15 protein-coding genes are annotated in these 17,563 nt (G+C 44.6%); 9 read left to right on the top strand and 6 right to left on the bottom strand.

The window, feature by feature from the left end:
• Nucleotides 1-70: 70 nt before the first annotated feature.
• The gene (locus FXO21_RS05605; RefSeq protein ID WP_149639175.1) at nucleotides 71-1,354 is read left to right on the top strand and encodes a type IX secretion system plug protein; all 1,284 of its coding nucleotides are present in this window, start codon (nucleotides 71-73) and stop codon (nucleotides 1,352-1,354) included.
• Between the two features lie 79 nt (nucleotides 1,355-1,433).
• Here the strand turns inward: FXO21_RS05605 and ychF are convergent, their stop codons facing one another.
• Nucleotides 1,434-2,534, bottom strand: a complete 1,101-nt coding sequence (gene ychF / locus FXO21_RS05610; protein WP_149639176.1) for a redox-regulated ATPase YchF — start codon at nucleotides 2,532-2,534, stop codon at nucleotides 1,434-1,436.
• A 161-nt stretch (nucleotides 2,535-2,695) separates the two neighbouring features.
• Complete coding sequence (locus FXO21_RS05615; protein ID WP_149639177.1) at nucleotides 2,696-3,043, bottom strand: DUF3276 family protein; 348 nt, start codon at nucleotides 3,041-3,043, stop codon at nucleotides 2,696-2,698.
• A gap of 236 nt (nucleotides 3,044-3,279) precedes the next feature.
• Here FXO21_RS05615 and FXO21_RS05620 point away from each other — a divergent pair, with 236 nt between their 5' ends.
• The 3 genes from FXO21_RS05620 to FXO21_RS05630 are packed head-to-tail and all read left to right on the top strand — an operon-like array spanning nucleotide 3,280 to nucleotide 5,866.
• Entirely contained in the window at nucleotides 3,280-3,735 is a 456-nt protein-coding gene (locus FXO21_RS05620; RefSeq protein WP_149639178.1) for a septal ring lytic transglycosylase RlpA family protein, read from the top strand.
• Nucleotides 3,736-3,751: 16 nt separating this feature from the next.
• Entirely contained in the window at nucleotides 3,752-4,666 is a 915-nt protein-coding gene (locus FXO21_RS05625; protein WP_149639179.1) for a DUF58 domain-containing protein, read from the top strand.
• Between the two features lie 51 nt (nucleotides 4,667-4,717).
• Entirely contained in the window at nucleotides 4,718-5,866 is a 1,149-nt protein-coding gene (locus FXO21_RS05630) for a hypothetical protein (RefSeq protein ID WP_149639180.1), read from the top strand.
• Here FXO21_RS05630 and radA read toward each other — a convergent pair.
• Complete coding sequence (gene radA, locus FXO21_RS05635) at nucleotides 5,863-7,239, bottom strand: DNA repair protein RadA (RefSeq protein WP_149639181.1); 1,377 nt, start codon at nucleotides 7,237-7,239, stop codon at nucleotides 5,863-5,865. The genes FXO21_RS05630 and radA overlap by 4 nt on opposite strands.
• 166 nt (nucleotides 7,240-7,405) lie before the next feature.
• Here radA and FXO21_RS05640 point away from each other — a divergent pair, with 166 nt between their 5' ends.
• Complete coding sequence (locus tag FXO21_RS05640) at nucleotides 7,406-8,116, top strand: porin family protein (RefSeq protein ID WP_149639182.1); 711 nt, start codon at nucleotides 7,406-7,408, stop codon at nucleotides 8,114-8,116.
• A gap of 303 nt (nucleotides 8,117-8,419) precedes the next feature.
• Here FXO21_RS05640 and FXO21_RS05645 read toward each other — a convergent pair whose 3' ends face one another.
• Complete coding sequence (locus FXO21_RS05645; protein ID WP_225865581.1) at nucleotides 8,420-8,818, bottom strand: LytR/AlgR family response regulator transcription factor; 399 nt, start codon at nucleotides 8,816-8,818, stop codon at nucleotides 8,420-8,422.
• 341 nt (nucleotides 8,819-9,159) lie between these two features.
• Here FXO21_RS05645 and pheS point away from each other — a divergent pair, with 341 nt between their 5' ends.
• The gene (gene pheS / locus FXO21_RS05650; RefSeq protein ID WP_149639183.1) at nucleotides 9,160-10,200 is read left to right on the top strand and encodes a phenylalanine--tRNA ligase subunit alpha; all 1,041 of its coding nucleotides are present in this window, start codon (nucleotides 9,160-9,162) and stop codon (nucleotides 10,198-10,200) included.
• Between the two features lie 39 nt (nucleotides 10,201-10,239).
• Here pheS and FXO21_RS05655 read toward each other — a convergent pair whose 3' ends face one another.
• On the bottom strand, nucleotides 10,240-10,971 hold the full coding sequence (locus FXO21_RS05655) for an esterase family protein (RefSeq protein ID WP_149639184.1): 732 nt from the start codon (nucleotides 10,969-10,971) through the stop codon (nucleotides 10,240-10,242).
• 120 nt (nucleotides 10,972-11,091) lie between these two features.
• Nucleotides 11,092-12,522 carry a circularly permuted type 2 ATP-grasp protein gene (locus FXO21_RS05660; protein ID WP_149639185.1) on the bottom strand — a complete coding sequence of 477 codons (1,431 nt, stop codon included), beginning with the start codon at nucleotides 12,520-12,522 and terminating at the stop codon, nucleotides 11,092-11,094.
• Nucleotides 12,523-12,872: 350 nt separating this feature from the next.
• On the opposite strand from FXO21_RS05660, the gene FXO21_RS05665 reads away from it, so the two are divergent.
• From FXO21_RS05665 to FXO21_RS05675, 3 genes are all read left to right on the top strand, one after another.
• Entirely contained in the window at nucleotides 12,873-14,420 is a 1,548-nt protein-coding gene (locus tag FXO21_RS05665) for a DUF5723 family protein (protein ID WP_149639186.1), read from the top strand.
• 76 nt (nucleotides 14,421-14,496) lie between these two features.
• A complete protein-coding gene (gene msrB / locus FXO21_RS05670; RefSeq protein WP_149639187.1) occupies nucleotides 14,497-14,892 on the top strand; it encodes a peptide-methionine (R)-S-oxide reductase MsrB in 396 nt (131 codons plus the stop codon).
• Nucleotides 14,893-14,972: 80 nt separating this feature from the next.
• Nucleotides 14,973-17,519 carry a penicillin-binding protein 1A gene (locus FXO21_RS05675; protein ID WP_149639188.1) on the top strand — a complete coding sequence of 849 codons (2,547 nt, stop codon included), beginning with the start codon at nucleotides 14,973-14,975 and terminating at the stop codon, nucleotides 17,517-17,519.
• The last annotated feature ends 44 nt before the right edge of the window (nucleotides 17,520-17,563 follow it).

Genomic DNA, 17,563 nt, shown 5'->3' on the forward strand with positions numbered 1-17,563 from the left:
TCAAATGACCTTTTCCTGTTTAGACGTACCTTGGTTCGATAAGTAACGTTATTGTTTTAAAATTTTTCTGATGCGCTTTATCCTCTCCATTTGTCTTTTGCTCTGCATTTTTGCCGCCCGGGCCCAGATTCAGAATATCCGGCTGGAAGATTACATCTATAATGAAAAGATCAGGACGGTGCTGCTTTATCCGGCGCTTGAAAATCCTGAAAATCCGACCAGGTTACTCACCCCGCCCGTAAAGCCGCTCGCCAGTACTTCGCCGCTTGTGCTTGAATTCGATGATATGTCGGGTGAATTTGAGGGTTACCGTGCTAAAATCATCCATTGCAATGCAGACTGGACCAAGTCGGGCCTTAACGATATTGAGTTTACGTACGAATTCAATGAATACCCTATTACTACCTCGGAGCAGGCATTTAGTACCAAAGTTCCTTATTTTCACTATCGGCTTGAATTACCGAAGCTGAAACTCTCCGGGAATTATGTGGTGTATGTTTATTCCGACAAGGACAGGAAACCGGTTCTGAGCAGACGCTTTATGTTATTTGAGTCGAGAATAAATCTGAAAGCCGAGGCGCGCTTTTCGCAGGGAATCCAGCAACAGTTTTCCGACCAGCAAATCGACTTCTCAGTGGAGTACAAAGGTTATCCGCTCAACGCGCCGCAAACCGACCTGAAAGTTTTCATCCGAAAAAATTTCAGGTTTGATCAGATGAAATCAGGCTTCAAACCTACGAACGTGAGACCATTTGATCAGCTTCTGGAGTATACCTTTTTTAATCTCGAAAATACTTTTCCAGGAGGCAATGAATTTCGCTATTTCGACAGCCGATCGTTAACCGGGCGAGGATATGGGGTCAATGAAATCCAGCGTTCGGATGAATATACCAGCCTTTCGCTTTTCCCAGACAAATCCCGGGCGGTCGGCGCGTATATTCAGGTCGACGATTTTAACGGGCAATATATTGTTGACCAGCGCGAGTCGGGACGAGGTAGTGTGGAGGCGGATTATACTCCCGTACTTTTCACTCTGAAGACCGCAGAAAATCCGGATGTTACATTTTACGTTAATGGCGCATTCAATCTCTGGCAGTTGAACGACCGTAACCGAATGACCTATAATCCTGACAGGCAGGCTTACGAAGTGGAAATCCTGATCAAACAGGGAGTGATCGATTACGATTATACCGCGGTTTCCAAAGTTGACAATAAGGCAGACGAATCAATGATCGAAGGAAATTATGCAGCGACGGAAAATGATTATGACATTCTGATCTATCACCGCCCGCCGGCAGGCCGCGCTGATCTGCTGATCGGATACCGGACTGTGGAGTGGAACCGGCGCAGATAATGTCGAAATTGATCAGTTATAAAGTAAGAAAAGCAGCCAGAAGGCTGCTTTTCTTACTTTATAACTGAAATTCGCTTTGTCAGACATTAAAGCGGAAATGCATGATATCACCGTCGGCAACCACATATTCTTTCCCTTCTACTGCCATTTTACCAACTTCCTTTACACCAGCTTCCGTTTTATACTGCTGATAATCGGCTATCTTAATCACCTCTGCACGAATAAAACCCTTTTCAAAATCACTATGGATCACTCCTGCAGCCTGAGGCGCCTTCCAGCCCTTCTCGATCGTCCAGGCCCGCACTTCTTTTACGCCCGCAGTGAAGTAGGTAATGAGATTCAACAAAGAATAAGAAGCCTTAATTAGCTTACTTAAACCTGACTCCTTCAAACCATACTCACCCAAAAACATCTCATGCTCCTCGGGATCTTCAATTTCTGAAATCTGAGATTCAATAGCAGCGCAAAGCACAATCACTTCTGCGCCTTCTTTCTTAACAGTTTCTCTTAGCTTTTCAGAATATTCATTGCCAGTCAGCATCGAACCTTCGTCCACATTGGCTACGTACAGTACCGGCTTGGCAGTGAGCAATTGCAGGTCGCCGATCACAGCCTCCCTGGTTTCTTCATCGATTTCGAGGCTTCGTGCATTGTTTCCGGCTTCTAGCGTCGATTTATATTTTTTCAACCACTCCAGCTCTGCTTTCGCTTTGGCATCACCGGCACGAGCACCTTTTTCAGTACGCTGGATTTTTTTATCAACTGACTCAAGATCTTTCAGTTGAAGCTCCGCATCGATAATTTCTTTATCAAAAACGGGGTCAACACGCCCTTCCACGTGCACTACGTTCTCGTCCTGAAAACAGCGGACAACATGCACGATAGCGTCAACTTCACGGATATTGGCCAAAAACTTATTACCTAGTCCGGCACCCTGACTCGCCCCTTTTACTAGGCCTGCTATATCGACAAACTCAATAATAGTAGGAATCACTTTCTGAGGTTTAACAAGGCCGGTCAGAATTTCCAGGCGCTCATCCGGAACAGTTACGACTCCCACATTAGGCTCAATCGTACAAAATGGATAGTTTGCTGCTTCGGCTTTTCCGGTAGAAATGGCATTAAAGAGAGTGGATTTCCCAACGTTTGGCAATCCAACGATCCCGCATTGAAGACTCATATATTAGAAGTATGCAGTGAATAGCAGGCATTCTTCTTATGGAAATGCAAAGAATTCCTGGCTGCTAAATTAAATTTTTTGCAAAATTACCATTTAGCTGATACAAAAACCAAAAGCCTTCGTAATTGCTTCCGAAGGCTTTTTCTATTAAAGTAAATTTGTTAGTCCCACTTAAGATCCGACTCCCCTACTACATCCACCTCATCGGCCTTGGCTTCAAACTGAGAGAAGTCAACTTCCGGCATCAGCTCTGTTTTCACATGGTCAACGGCTTCTTTCAAAGCATCTACGAACTTATCAAAATCTTCTTTGTACAAAAACATCTTGTGTTTTTCGTACGTAAAACCGTCTCCCTGTGGGTGCCGGCGGCTTTCTGTAATGGTGAGATAATAATCGTTAGATCGCGTAGAGCGAACATCGAAGAAGTAAGTCCGTTTTCCTGCCCTAACCCTTTTGGAGTAGATTTGCTCTCTGTCTTCCACTATGTTTAGTTTTAAATAGGTTTTCAAACGCTAAAATATAAAGTTTATTGCTGCGAACAAAAAAACACAAATATATTAGCGATGCCGCGCCCGGATTTAGACTATTTTGTATTTCGTTTGCACTTTCACCAGAGCAATTGTTCTGTTCTTCAAATTTTATATTACTTTTGAAATTCCGTGGTTTTCAATTCCCACGAATAACCCGGTAACGAGTATCGCATAAGGAAGGTTTTCCTTATTATGTTTCACTTAAATCCTGAGATATGACTTATCGTCGGATTCTGATTCTCATCTTGTTAGCTCTTGCAGCTGCTGCGCCTGAAACAATAGCCCAGGTAAAGCTAGGCAAAACAGAAACCGGAAATGCCTCTTATTACGCAAGCCGGTTCAACGGAAGGAAAACTTCTTTCGGAGAAGTACACAAAAGTACCGAACTGCTTGCCGCCCACAGAAGTTATCCGCTTAATACAATGCTGGAAGTGACGAATCTGAATAATGACGAAAAAGTAATAGTAAGGGTTAATGACCGGGGCCCATTTGCCAAAAACAGGATCATTGATTTAAGTAAGGAGGCAGCCAGACTACTAGGTATAGTTGCCCAGGGAGTCGCCAATGTTTCGGTAAGAGTTGTAGGGATGGAAGGCATGATATTGCTTGAATCTTACGAACAGATCGATCCAAAATCCGGCAAAGTGATCGCGATGCGCAGCAAACCTTAAAATCTGACTTTCCTCAATGAGTAACCGGCAGCTTGATTTATCCAAAATCAGAGAATTTGGAAATCTTGAATTCCTGGCCAAACAACTTGTTGAAGGATTTATCACCGGTTTACATAAATCCCCTTTTCACGGTTTCTCAGTCGAATTCGCGGAACACCAGCTGTATAATACAGGAGAATCTACCCGCAATATAGATTGGAAAGTATTTGCCAAAACCGACCGGTTGTACGTCAAGCGGTATGAAGAAGAAACCAATCTACGCTGCCATATTTTGCTCGACACCTCTTCTTCCATGTATTACCCGGAAGACAGCTACGGTAAAATGACTTTCAGCGTGATGGCCGCAGCAAGTCTTACCTATTTACTTCAAAGACAGAAAGATGCAGTTAGTCTTTGCACATTTTCTGAAAATATAGAGATCCAGACCGCGGTCAAATCCACACCTTCACACGTGCATAAGATCATGCTGGATCTGGAGAACCAGCTGGCAGCGAAACGGCCACTTCTGAAAACCTCCGTTTCCGAAGTGCTGCATCAGATTGCGGAAAAGATACATAAACGCTCGCTTGTAGTTATTTTCAGCGATATGTTTGACAATCTGGAAAATGCCGACAAAATTTTCTCTGCACTACAGCACTTACGCCACAACCTGCACGAGGTACTTCTCTTCCATGTTACCGATCGGAAAACGGAAGAAGATTTTGCCTTTGAAAACCGCCCTTACGAATTTATTGACCTGGAAACGGGTGAAAAGATCAAGGTACAGCCGGAGCAAGTGCGGGAATCCTACAAGGAGTTTGTGCGCGATTTTTACACCAAATTAAAACTGAAATGCGGTCAGTATAAGATCGATTTCATAGAAGCAGATATTGCAAAAGGCTTCGATCCTATCCTGATGGCCTATTTGGTGAAACACTCAAAAATGAGGTGATTTTTTTATAATTTGATAGCAAATTACGCTCCTCGGTTCCGCTATCTCCTTATGAAAAGAAAATTGGCTGCCGGCTATCTTGTAGCTATATTACTCCCTATTCTACTTGGCTGTAAATCAGCAGAAAAATCGTTCAAAGAAGGCGATTTTGACGACTCCGTCCTCCGAGCAGCTGTCAAATTAAAAAGCTATCCTACGCACGCTGCTTCCCTCGACGTACTCAGGCAAGCCTATCCCCTCGCACTTGACCAGCATTTGAACGAAATCGAAGCTAAAAAGCATTCAGAAGACCTGTTTCGGTGGGAGGCTCTATTGGAAACGTACTTGAAGCTCAACCGGCTTTTTAAAGAAATCAACTCCTGTGAGGCGTGTATAACAATAGTGACGCCAAAAGGATTTGAAAAGGAAGAAAAGCTGGCCAGGCACAATGCTGCCAGCGTCAGATATAAGGAAGGTACAAATTTCCTAAGCATTGGTGATCGCACGAATGCCAGACAAGCCTACCAGCATTTCGAAAAAGTAGAAGCACTCATTCCTGATTTTAACGATAATAAAAAGAAGCTGGAAATTGCTTATGAGCTGGCCTCTTTCAAAGTAATTGTGGAGCAAGTGTTGGTGAACTCCGGAAAATATCAGCTCAGCAACGCGTATTTTCAGGAGAGAGTAAATGAATTTCTTCAAACAAGCGGGCGGCTTAACAAATTTGTCCGTTTTTATATGCCGGAGGAGGCTGTCAAAAATCGCATCAGACCTGATCAGGTCATTTCGCTCCAATTTGACGATTTCGTGGTAGGGCAGACTATGATAGTGAAAACTACGGAGACTTTTATAAGTAAGGACACAGTAAAAACGGGAGAAAAAGTGGTCGGCCGGACACGTGTCCCGGTCTATGGAAAGGTATCTGCAAAACTCACAGAAGTTCGCAAAACGGTACTTTCAGCTGGCTTGCTGAATATGCGGATCACAGATTTCAACACCAGACAAACAGCAAATGAGGAGAAGTTTAACGGAGAATATAACTGGACTTGCGAGTGGGCCAGTTTCACCGGCGATGAAAGGGCCCTAACTTCCGCGCAGTTGCGCAAATGCAAAAGTCAGGAGCTGTTCCCTCCTCCCCCCCAACAGCTTTTTATCGAGTTTAGTAAACCGATTTATGAAAGGTTAACCAGCAAACTGCAAAGTTTCTATGCTAAATATTAAGCCTGATTCAGGAAAAGTGAAATAAACAGCTGATCTAAATGTGCCACCGGGATTACTTCCATGCTGCTCCTGTTAAGTTCCAGTCCTTTGCTATTGTACTTGGAAATATAAATTTTTCGAAAACCTAGTTTTTCCGCTTCTGAAATCCGGTTTTCAATGCGGTTCACAGCCCGGACCTCTCCTCCTAAACCGACTTCGGCTGCAAAACATATGGATGGTGGAATATATTTATCTTCATAGGACGAAACGATAGACGCGACCACAGCGAGATCAATGGCCGGATCTTCTACCTTCAGTCCACCTGCTACATTCAAAAATACATCCTGCGTGCCCAACCTGAAACCACCACGTTTTTCGAGCACCGCTAGTAGCATTTGAAGCCTTTTAGCATCATAGCCCGTACTGCTACGCTGGGGAGTTCCATATGTTGCCACGCTTACAAGTGATTGTATTTCAATTAGAAGCGGCCGGTTCCCTTCCATCATAGAACCGATTGCAATGCCGCTAACGGGCTCGTCCCGCTGCGAGATCAATATTTCAGAGGGGTTACTCACCTGGCGAAGACCGGATCCGTGCATTTCATAAATGCCGAGCTCCGAGGTACTTCCAAAACGGTTTTTGGCTGTCCGTAAAATACGGTAAGTATTGTGTCTGTCGCCCTCGAACTGCAATACGGTGTCGACCATATGTTCCAGCACTTTCGGTCCGGCAATTGAGCCGTCTTTCGTAATATGTCCGATCAAGAACACAGGAACACCCATTTCCTTCGCATACTTCATGAATTCGGCCGTACATTCCCGAACCTGCGAAACACTGCCTGCCCCCGATTCGATAAAAGCCGATTGCATAGTTTGTATTGAATCGATGATCAGGACGTCTGGCTTAAAATCATCAATCTGACGAAAGATATTCTGGGTATGCGTTTCGGTTAAAATGAAACATTTATCACTTTTCGCTGACATCCTCTCAGCGCGCATTTTTATTTGCTGGTCGGATTCTTCGCCGGAAACGTAAAGTACTTTCTTATTAGAGAGCGTCAATGCGATTTGCAGCATGAGTGTGGACTTGCCTATCCCTGGCTCCCCACCTATCAAAACCAGAGAACCCTGTACTATGCCGCCCCCTAAAACACGGTTGAGTTCATGATCGGAAGTCTTTATCCTGGGCTCATTCTGGTATTCAATTTCAGCGATTGCCCTCGGCCGGCTGGCGAGGTTGACAGATTTCCAGGCAACAGTTGTCTTAGGGTCCTCTTTTTCGATCACCTCCTGAACAAAAGTATTCCACTCTCCACAAGATGGACATCTTCCAACCCATTTGGGTGAATTATACCCGCATTCCTGGCAGAAGTATGCTGTTTTGGCTTTGGCCATAATAGAAAAATCTAATTTGTAATTATATGCTGTTCAACGGTAAAATGCAGACCTTAACATGAAAATTTGGATGTTCCGACCACAAAATCAAAAAAAATATAGGCAAGGTATAGTTTTTTGCTTTTTGACGTTATTATCCGGTTTTACTAAAATAATGATATTATCCATGAACATCCTGACAAAAGTAGCTTGTATTTGTTTGTTATGCATCGTTGCGATCGGGTCGGCTCAGGCACAGAAGAAAGGTTTTGCGTTTGGTATCAAAGGAGGGGTAAACCTGTCGCGTCTTACCATGGGCAATGTTTTCACTACACGTTATGATGACGCCGGTAATCCATATCTGGGTTATAATGGGCAGGAAGTGAAAGACAATCTTAAGCAAAGCTTTAATACCAAGACAGGAGCCGTAGGAGGAATTTACGCAAGGTTTGGACGCACCCTTTTTATACAGCCAGAGGTATTGGTCTCCACTAAAGGAGGCTCATTTGAAATTGTAGAAATGCATCAGGAGACACCGATCAGCAAAACTGTCAACGTTAAGTACAGCAATATCGATGTGCCTTTGCTGATCGGCTTAAAGGGCGGTCCGTTCAGGATTTTGGCCGGACCGGTGACTTCCTTCCGGATCGGGGACAATCAGAAATTGAGGGATGCTTTTAAATATTACACATCTGATCTGAATAATTCTTTATCTCAGGCAACATTCGGCTACCAGTTAGGGGCAGGGCTCGATCTCGGCAGTTTTAGTCTGGATGTAAGAAAAGAAGGTTCGTTTACCAATGTAGCTTCTTTTCAAACCAACGGCTCGAATGACGGTGGTGATGTGAAGCAAAAGATCAGTTCCTGGCAGGTGACGCTGGGGTTGAAGTTGTTCTAATTTAAACCGGGTCGCCGGATCGCCGGTGCGATGAATGACCGAATGACCGAATGACCGAATGACCGAATGACCGAATGACCGAATGACCGAATGACCGAATGACCGAATGACCGAATGACCGAATGACCGAATGGAAAGTGTTGAACTAGCTTGAAGGTTCCTAGTCGGTTCAAAATATTTGCACCTTAGGTCATTTCTGAATTTACGACGTTGTACAGTGCGCTTAAAAACAAAACGAGCAGCCTTCGATCAAGCGATGGCTGCTGTTTTTATGAATAACCCACTAATTTATTTTACCAAAAATCATGCGCTGATGCGAAGTGTGGTGTGATCCAGAAATCCTGAGACTTCCTTGATCTTCCTGCGTGACACAGCTACTTCCTTTCCGCAGGATAGTTTCAGCATCCTGTCGTCTTCTAATCTTTCAACTATATAATCCGCATTCACCAGGTATGATTTGTGAACGCGCATAAAATTAGGATTAAGCTGCTCAGCCAACGATTTTAATGTTTTTGATACCAGGTATTTTTTCCCGGTGTTCGTATATATAAAAGTATAGTTTCCTTCACCCTCCAAAAAGGTGATGACATCGGGAGTCAAAAAAATCGTGCGGCCCATCGATTGGACTGAGATAGAAGAACGGCTGTCACTGTAAGTTCTTTCTGCCAGATTGGGGCGGGTAAAGGCTGTGAAATTTTTCATGGAACGTATGACTAATATGATTGATTGGTTGATTCAAATTTAGTCAATAGTGCATCTCAAATAAAATACGTAAAAGTACGTATCAAATTACAAATATCTGATTAACAATCATTTATGTTTTAGGCAAATCAGAAAAGGCGTAACAGAACTTAGCAAAATGCGTAAATTTACGTAGTGCCAAAAGTGCTGCTTTGAAGAGAAAATAGACTAAAAGAGATATGTTGATTCGGCGATCGCTTATTGCGCGGCTTAACTTTGATTATCTTTGAGCGTATTTCTTCGGCCTATTGAGCTCAGAGGGACACGATTGGAATGTTAGTACCACCAATAATCAATGCGTTATGATTACCGAAAAGGTAAAGCAACTAGTATCAGAAATTGAATCAGCCTCGGTTACCAGCAAGGAACAGCTGGAAGCATTCAGACTGAAATATATAAGTAAAAAAGGGGCGGTAACAGAGCTTTTTGACAGTCTTAAGAATATCCCGCAAGAAGACCGCCGCGCAGTGGGCCAGGAATTGAATACCCTGAAAAACCTGGCGCAAAACCGTTTTCAGGAATTCTCGACAGCTCTCGAGAACGTTGCGGACTCACATCCGGAAATGCTTATTGACCTGACTTTGCCGGTTGCGCCTAATTTGCAAGGCAGCTTACATCCGCTGACAATTGTGAGGCGAAGGATAATTGAGATTTTTGAGCGCATGGGATTTAATGTATCCTACGGCCCCGAGATCGAAAAAGATTGGTACAATTTCAGCGCATTGAACTTTGCCGACAATCACCCTGCCCGTGAAATGCAGGACACTTTTTTTATTTCCAAAAGTGAAGGGGAAGTAAAGGATGATGTTTTGCTGCGTACGCACACCTCCAACGTGCAGGTGCGCCTGATGGAAAGGCAGAAACCGCCAATCCGCTCGATTATGCCGGGAAGGGTATTCCGGAACGAAGCAATATCAGCACGCGCGCATTGCGTTTTTCATCAGGTTGAAGGTCTGTATGTCGATAAAAATGTGAGTTTCAAGGACCTGAAAGATACTTTGTACCACTTTGCAAAAGAGATGTTCGGAAAGGACTCGAAGATCAGGCTGCGTCCATCCTACTTTCCTTTCACCGAACCCAGTGCAGAAATCGATGTTACCTGCTTTATCTGTAAAGGTAAAGGCTGCAATGTGTGCAAATACAGCGGCTGGGTGGAAATAGCGGGTTCAGGGATGGTTGATCCGAATGTACTCGAGAATTGCGGGATCGATAGTGAAGAATACACCGGGTTCGCATTTGGAATGGGGATCGAGCGAATTACGATGCTGCGGTACGGAATCAACGACCTTCGATTATTTACCGAGAATGATGTTCGCTTTCTCCGGCAGTTTGAAGGAGCATAAGGAAAAGGGGCAATGTTGAATTTGCCCCTTTTTCTCTGCCTAAAATCTTGTCTCCAGATAGTAAGGAAGCATTAGTTTCCAGACCCACCATTCATGCGGCATATCGCCGCCCCAGATATCCAGCTCGTGCGGAACATTTTTGGAAGCAAGAATCGCTGAAATATGTCTGGAATAATCGGGTACTTCGTATGCGCCTGAACCTGTTATAAAATGAATATGCCGGCTGTCGCGGTACATCGACAAATGCCACTCGGCTTTCAGCTGAGGCAAATAATGCACCGGTGAATTGAAATACACATTATCATCGTAGTAACCATCTGTATAAACACTCAGATCGTAGCAGCCACTCATAGCAATAATGCCGTGAATGTAATCCGGATGTTTGAAAAACAAATTAGCGGCGTGCATTGCTCCGAAAGAAGCACCTCCGGCTATTATTTCATTACCCGGACTTGAATTTTCCCGGATAAACGGTATTACTTCCTTGATCACATAATCGTTGAACAACTGGTGCCTGACCGCTTTGTCATATCCATGCATATATGGATTCATCCAGCTTTCCGAATTAATGCTGTTGATACAGTATACTTTTACTTTTCCTGCATCGATAAATGGCTTAATACTTTCAATCAATCCATTTTGTTCGTATTCAAGATAATCCGAGGCGGCAGTGGGAATCAGCAGAAGTGCAAATCCGTAATGTCCATAAACCGCGATATTCATATGCTCATTAAGCGCCGGACTAAACCAACCGGTTACCTCGCGTTGCATTGTTTTTAACATTTAAGTTACTGACTAAAAAAATCCAGGCATGTTCATAAAATGGTGGTTTATTAAAACGATCTATAAACCTTCATCACAAACAGCCTGCCAGCAACTGTTCATGATAAATTAATACAAAACCCAGGTGTCCTTTCCCCCGCCACCTTGCGACGAGTTGACAACCAGAGAACCTTTACGCAATGCCACCCTTGTCAACCCGCCCGGAATAACACTGATATCATCTCCGTAGAGGATATACGGCCTCAAATCAACGTGTCTTCCCTCTGCGTGGCCATCGATCATACATGGCACGCGCGAAAGCGAAATCGTCGGCTGCGCGATATAGTTGCGCGGATTATCCCTTATTTTCTGCCTGAAGAGCTCATGCTCTTCTTCTGTTGCCTTTGGACCAATCAGCATTCCGTAGCCGCCGGCTTCGTTTGCTTCTTTAACAACCAACTGTGCGATATTTTCGATCACATAATTGAAATCTTCTTCCTCGCCACAGATATATGTCTGCACATTTGGAATAATTGCCTCCTCATTCAGGTAGTATTTGATGATCCGTGGCACGTAGGCATACACGACCTTATCATCTGCCACGCCGGTGCCGGGGGCATTGGCCAACGCTACCCTGCCTTTTTTGTACACCTCAAATATCCCGGGGATTCCGATCAGGGAATCAGGATTAAATGCTTCCGGATCCATGAATGTATCGTCGATCCGGCGGTAAATTACGTCCACAATCTGCAACCCATTCGTAGTCCTCATCTTCACATAACCATCCGAAACCACCAGATCACGCGTATCAACAAGCTCCACACCCATTTGCTGGGCAAGATAGGAGTGCTCAAAATAAGCTGAGTTATAAATTCCGGGTGTCAGAACGGCGACGGTCGGGTTGGGCCTGTCGGCCAGGTGCTGCAACATTTGCAGGAGTCTGGTAGGATAATCCGAAACAGGCCGCACACCTGTTCTCGCCAGAACGTCGGGAAAAATCTGCTTAGATAACTCTCTGTTTTCCAACATATAAGATACACCGGAAGGACAGCGCAGGTTATCTTCCAAAACCATAAATGTACCGTCATCACCTTTGATCAGGTCAGTGCCTGTGATGTGGCACCAGATTCCCTTTGGCGGTTTCAGGCCGAGACAAGGTTTTAAAAAGCATTTACTCGACTCTATCAGGTCACGCGGCACTACGCCGTCGTTGAGGATATTCTGTTCATTGTAAACATCATCAATAAACATATTTAATGCTTTGATGCGCTGTTTAAGCCCTTTTTCCAGCCATTCCCATTCCGCATTGGATAATACACGCGGAATAATATCTATCGGCATGATCCTTTCCGTTCCTTCACCTTCGGAATATACATTGAAAGTGATCCCCATCGATAACAGCGCCCGCTCGGTTGCGAGTTGCCGGTTGGTGAGGTCCTCATGCGTCAGGTTTTCGAATTTACTTTTCAAATGTTCATAGCCGGGACGTATTTCTCCCTGTGGTGAAAACATTTCGTCAAAGAAATTTTCGCTTTGATAATTTGAAAATGAAAAATTCATACAATACAAAATTTGAATAAGCCTATACTCCTATTAACCAAAACAATATATGGTCAATGTTTTAATTAACAAAACGATTAGGCATCAACAAACACACTATACCCAACTATTTACTAAAGAAATATGACGTTAAGCACATATGCCGTACCAGAATATTAGACACCACCTATTTATTCTTAGTATTATCTCATACAGTCCCCCAACCCCATTTTTCTAGAATTATTAAAATCGTGCCGCCAGCGAAAGACAATTAATTTCTCAATACACACACATTCGTTGCAAGTACGTGCACTTCCCCTTTTCTTTGCACACTGATATAAAATTCCTTTATTCAACGTTTTTTAGTGACTATGCCCAAAAGTCTGTTACTCACGTTCATCATCGTACTGGTGTTTACCTTCGAGGGTATAGCCCAGCACATGCCGGGCGTTGCTATGGGGAACTTTGCGGGTACTCATGCACTATATCATAATCCGGCGTTCGTGGCCGACAGCAGGTATTCTGTTTATGTGAATGTAGTCGGCACTCAATTCTATACTGCCAATAACCACGTCAAATACAACGCCCCCTTTTCATTCCTCAGCCTGATCACCAACACAGTATCAGATCAATACAGGACCGAAAGAGGCATATTGCGCTTCCCCCGCTCCTATTTGACAGAAAGACTGAACGGTAACCCCAAGTATCTGAATGCAGGCGGCGATACCCGGCTCCCGTCGATTATGTTCAATATGCTGAAAGGGAAAGTAGGAGTAGGAATTTCTGCGAGGGCACGCTATGTTCTTAATGCATCCCAGATGACAGAACCGATGGCAAGGCTGATCAGTAAAACTGCGCAGCTGGAAGAATTGCAAGGCCCTGTTTTCGAAAATCAATCCGGGAAACTGCACTTTAATGCCCTGGGAGAGTTAGCGCTGACATTCGGGGGGATAGTCCTAGACAATGAAACCGAGTTTATCAAAGTTGGATTGACCGTAAAGAGGCTCATTGGATTGTACAATGCGCACGCGATCGTAGAAAATTCGACATACGATTTACAACCAGATGAAACCTACGAAAACCGGCGTCAGTACATCAATATACAGGAAGCCAATGTCAAATATGCGATTACCCGGGACGAAGGTTTTCAGAATATCAAGCCGTCACCTGCCTGGCTTTTAGGCGGCGCGCCTCCGGGAAGCGGCTGGGGATTCGATATAGGTGCGGTTTACGAATACAGGCCTGATATCAACAAATTTACCTATACTGAAAAAGGCGAACGAAAAAGGGACGCTTCCAAAAATAAGTACCTCTACCGCGTTGCAGTTTCACTGACTGATATCGGCCGCGTGCATTTCAAAAATCCCTCTTATCTCCTGCAACAGGAAACCCACACGACCGACAAGGAATTCCGTCACGATTCATTCCAGAAAATGGAAGGCTCTGAGGGCATTTTTAATGCAATTAATTCGTCGCTCGATGGAGGCCCTCCAATTGCACCCAACTTCCGTTCAGTTTTACCGATGGCATTCCAGGCGAGTGTCGATTATCATTTGAAGGAAAAAATCTATGTAAGCGGTCTCTGGGTCCAGAACCTGATCGGACAAGGCGCATTTGGAATGAAAGCGGAATCGTTTATAGCCGTAACGCCACGCATTGAGCACAAATGGTATGAAATATCCGTGCCGGTATCGCTGATGAACAGGTACAGGTCACCTGCAATCGGAATTGTAGGCCGGGCCGGGCCGCTGTGGATTGGTACCGATCATCTGACGGGCCTATTAAACATTGGTAATCCAAAAGCATTTAACCTGTACTTTGGCTTATCAGCCGGTTTGTTCAGAAGACCTCCCGAATCGCCTAATCAATGCTGGCCGCGGGAAGATTCCTGGCTGCGGCGCATTTTTACTAAACGATAAATATTTCTGCTGCGTTATTAATCAGATATGGTACAATTTTTCTGGTACAAAACATATCTTCAAAACAAAAAATAAAATGAGAGAGGTACAAAAAACAAAAGAAGAGTGGCAGCAGGAACTGACAGGCCAGCAATGTTTCGTCCTTTTCGAAAAAGGGACAGAAAGACCCTTCTCACATCCTTATAACGACAATAAAGAAGAAGGGATTTATGTTTGCGCAGCTTGCGGCACACCACTGTTCAGCTCCGAAACCAAGTATGAATCGGGCTCCGGCTGGCCTAGTTTCTTCCAGCCTATTGCAAAAGAAAATGTGGAAGAGATTATAGATAAAGGTCATGGAATGATCCGGACTGAAGTAGTTTGCAGAACATGTGGAGGACATTTAGGCCATGTTTTCAACGACGGCCCCAAACCTACCGGCCTTCGCTATTGCATGAACGGCGCTGCGCTGAAATTCGACAAAGCTGACTAGCATTAATTACACAAAAGCCGGACTCAATCAGAAATGTCCGGCTTTTCTTATCTTTGAATTCTTACGAACCATAACGTTTGATGGAAGTTATCCGATCGTTTTTTAATAAAATCAGGGCAATATTCAGATACATTGCCACCCTCATCAACCGTATTGCATACAAGCTTACCGCTCTGGTTACAGGCAAAAAACGCGCTGACGGATTATTCCAATCCTACCGTGACAAAAAAAGATCACTAAACGACTGGTGGGAAAGAAATGTGGATACAAACTCCCGTTTTTACCGCCCGGTTATGTTCGTCTGGAAAACGTTCGTTTATGGATTTGTAACACTTGCACTTTATATCTTTTGTGTTGAAACAAATTTTCTTTACCTCATGGGCAGTATGCCCAGCGTAGAAGATCTGCAAAATCCGAAAGTGGCCCAGTCTTCAGAGATCTATACTTCTGATGGTGTGATGATCGGGAAATTTTATACTGAAAACCGCACACCTGTAACTTCCAAAATGATTTCGCCCAACCTAGTAAAAGCGTTGATTGCGACGGAAGATGTGCGCTTTTACAAGCATTCAGGTATCGATTACAAAGCGATGGCCAGTGTAGCGATAGGCATTGCAACCGGCGCAACCGACCGGGGAGGCGGCAGCACGATTACGCAGCAGCTTGCAAAAAAGCTTTTCAAAACCAGAAGATCCGGAGCCCGCGGCTTGCTTAGCTACATTCCTGGTTTCAGTATTTTGATTTACAAAACAAAAGAATGGCTGACCGCAATTAAACTGGAAAGGAACTTCACGAAAGAAGAGATCCTGACGATGTACTTCAATACGGTTGATTACGGGAATAATACTTACGGGATCAATACGGCGGCGCAGTCCTATTTCAGCAAATCACCTGACAGCCTGAATGTGCAGGAATCGGCGGTTCTGGTTGGTTTGCAGAAAGCCACAACCACCTACAATCCGATCCGGAATATGAAGCGCTCGCTGGAACGCCGGAATGTGGTGATCGGGCAAATGCAGAAATACGGTTACCTCTCAGCGAAAGAGGCCGATTCACTCAGTGCATTACCTATCGAGCTGAAAACCAAATTTGAAACTCCTTACGATGGCAACGCCAATTATTTCAAAAATGCGGTTGTTGATTTTGTAAAAAAATGGGGTGATGAAAATGGATATGACCTTTATACCGACGGTCTGAAAATATATACGACCATCGATTCAAGAATGCAGGAGGCAGCGGAAGAAGCAATGACGCAGAAAATGAAACAGTTGCAACGCATTTTTGAAGACCATTGGCGCAACCAAAATCCCTGGGTGGACGAGCAGGGAAAAGAAATTACCGACTTCCTGCCAACCGTAGTAAGGCGCACCAGCAAATACAGATCGCTGGCTGCGAAATTCCCGAACAATCCCGATAGCGTCACGTATTATCTGAATAAAAAGGATACGATGACGGTCTATGACTGGAAGAATAGCGGTGAGATGAAAAAATACTGGAGCTCAATGGATTCGCTGGATTACTATAAGCGGATTTTGCGGGCAGGTATGATGGCAATGAACCCGCAAAGTGGCCAGATCAAGGCCTGGGTGGGTGGCTTGGACTATAATTATTTCAAATACGACGCAGTGAAGCAGGGTAAAAGACAACCTGGTTCCACATTCAAATCCTTCGTATATACGGCCGCGATCGACGATTCTACATTCAACATGACGCCTTGTGACGAGATTGTCGACAAGCCATTTGAAAAAGTATATATGGAAGACGGCGAGCAAAAAGAATGGCGGCCACGCAACGCGACAGGCACTTATACTTACGCCAGCATGACACTGCGCAGGGCGCTCGCACAGTCGATCAACTCCGTCACGGCTGAACTGACGGATCAGATTGGCGCAGATAACGTAGCGCGCTATGCCAAAAAAATGGGTATCACAACACCATTGAAAGGACTTCCCTCTATCGGCCTGGGGCCATTTGATGTATCGCTTTACGATATGGTAGCAGCATACAGTGTTTTTGTCAACAATGGTACCTACACGAAGCCGATCCTGGTGACAAAAATTGAAGACAGTAACGGTAAAGTAATAGAAGAATTCCAGGCAGAACACCGCCAGGCAATACGTCCTGAAACCGCATTTCTGATGACACAAATGCTGAAAGCAGGTGTGGAAGAGCCGGGGGGAACTTCGGGAAGTATCCGTTGGAAATTTGATGTTACTAAAAACAGAAATGAACTGGGCGGCAAAACAGGTACTACCTCCAATAATTCTGACGGCTGGTTTATGTGCATCACGCGCGACCTGGTAGTGGGCGCCTGGGTTGGTGGCGACGACAGAAGCATTCACTTCCGGACAACCAATCTGGGAGAAGGTGCGAAAACTGCATTGCCTATTGTAGGTAGCTTCCTGGAAAAAATTTACAGGGATAAGTCCCTGGCATATGAAACCGGTCCTTTTCCGAAGCCGAGCTTTAAAATCGAGAAAAACTATAATTGTCCGACGTTGTACCTGCCGAGCATGAGTGATTCACTGGGGATTGAAGGTGACAGTACGCCGGCCGGAAGAAGTGACGAAGACGAATTCCTGATAGGCCCCCCGCCAATCCCGCTGGATACCGGGAGGAGGAATTGAACGTTTGACTTTTCGTTAAGCATGAAGTCGGTGACAACACCAAC

It is taken from the genome of Dyadobacter sp. UC 10 (assembly GCF_008369915.1).
Classification (GTDB): Bacteria; Bacteroidota; Bacteroidia; order Cytophagales; family Spirosomataceae; genus Dyadobacter.

What these genes read in the sequence shown, in the direction of transcription:
- FXO21_RS05605 (WP_149639175.1), top strand. Translation starts at nt 71, where the DNA reads ATGCGCTTTATCCTCTCCATTTGTCTTTTGCTCTGCATTTTTGCCGCC.
- ychF (WP_149639176.1), bottom strand. Translation starts at nt 2,534, where the DNA reads ATGAGTCTTCAATGCGGGATCGTTGGATTGCCAAACGTTGGGAAATCC.
- FXO21_RS05620 (WP_149639178.1), top strand. Translation starts at nt 3,280, where the DNA reads ATGACTTATCGTCGGATTCTGATTCTCATCTTGTTAGCTCTTGCAGCT.
- FXO21_RS05625 (WP_149639179.1), top strand. Translation starts at nt 3,752, where the DNA reads ATGAGTAACCGGCAGCTTGATTTATCCAAAATCAGAGAATTTGGAAAT.
- FXO21_RS05630 (WP_149639180.1), top strand. Translation starts at nt 4,718, where the DNA reads ATGAAAAGAAAATTGGCTGCCGGCTATCTTGTAGCTATATTACTCCCT.
- radA (WP_149639181.1), bottom strand. Translation starts at nt 7,239, where the DNA reads ATGGCCAAAGCCAAAACAGCATACTTCTGCCAGGAATGCGGGTATAAT.
- FXO21_RS05640 (WP_149639182.1), top strand. Translation starts at nt 7,406, where the DNA reads ATGAACATCCTGACAAAAGTAGCTTGTATTTGTTTGTTATGCATCGTT.
- FXO21_RS05645 (WP_225865581.1), bottom strand. Translation starts at nt 8,818, where the DNA reads ATGAAAAATTTCACAGCCTTTACCCGCCCCAATCTGGCAGAAAGAACT.
- pheS (WP_149639183.1), top strand. Translation starts at nt 9,160, where the DNA reads ATGATTACCGAAAAGGTAAAGCAACTAGTATCAGAAATTGAATCAGCC.
- FXO21_RS05655 (WP_149639184.1), bottom strand. Translation starts at nt 10,971, where the DNA reads ATGCAACGCGAGGTAACCGGTTGGTTTAGTCCGGCGCTTAATGAGCAT.
- FXO21_RS05660 (WP_149639185.1), bottom strand. Translation starts at nt 12,522, where the DNA reads ATGAATTTTTCATTTTCAAATTATCAAAGCGAAAATTTCTTTGACGAA.
- FXO21_RS05665 (WP_149639186.1), top strand. Translation starts at nt 12,873, where the DNA reads ATGCCCAAAAGTCTGTTACTCACGTTCATCATCGTACTGGTGTTTACC.
- msrB (WP_149639187.1), top strand. Translation starts at nt 14,497, where the DNA reads ATGAGAGAGGTACAAAAAACAAAAGAAGAGTGGCAGCAGGAACTGACA.
- FXO21_RS05675 (WP_149639188.1), top strand. Translation starts at nt 14,973, where the DNA reads ATGGAAGTTATCCGATCGTTTTTTAATAAAATCAGGGCAATATTCAGA.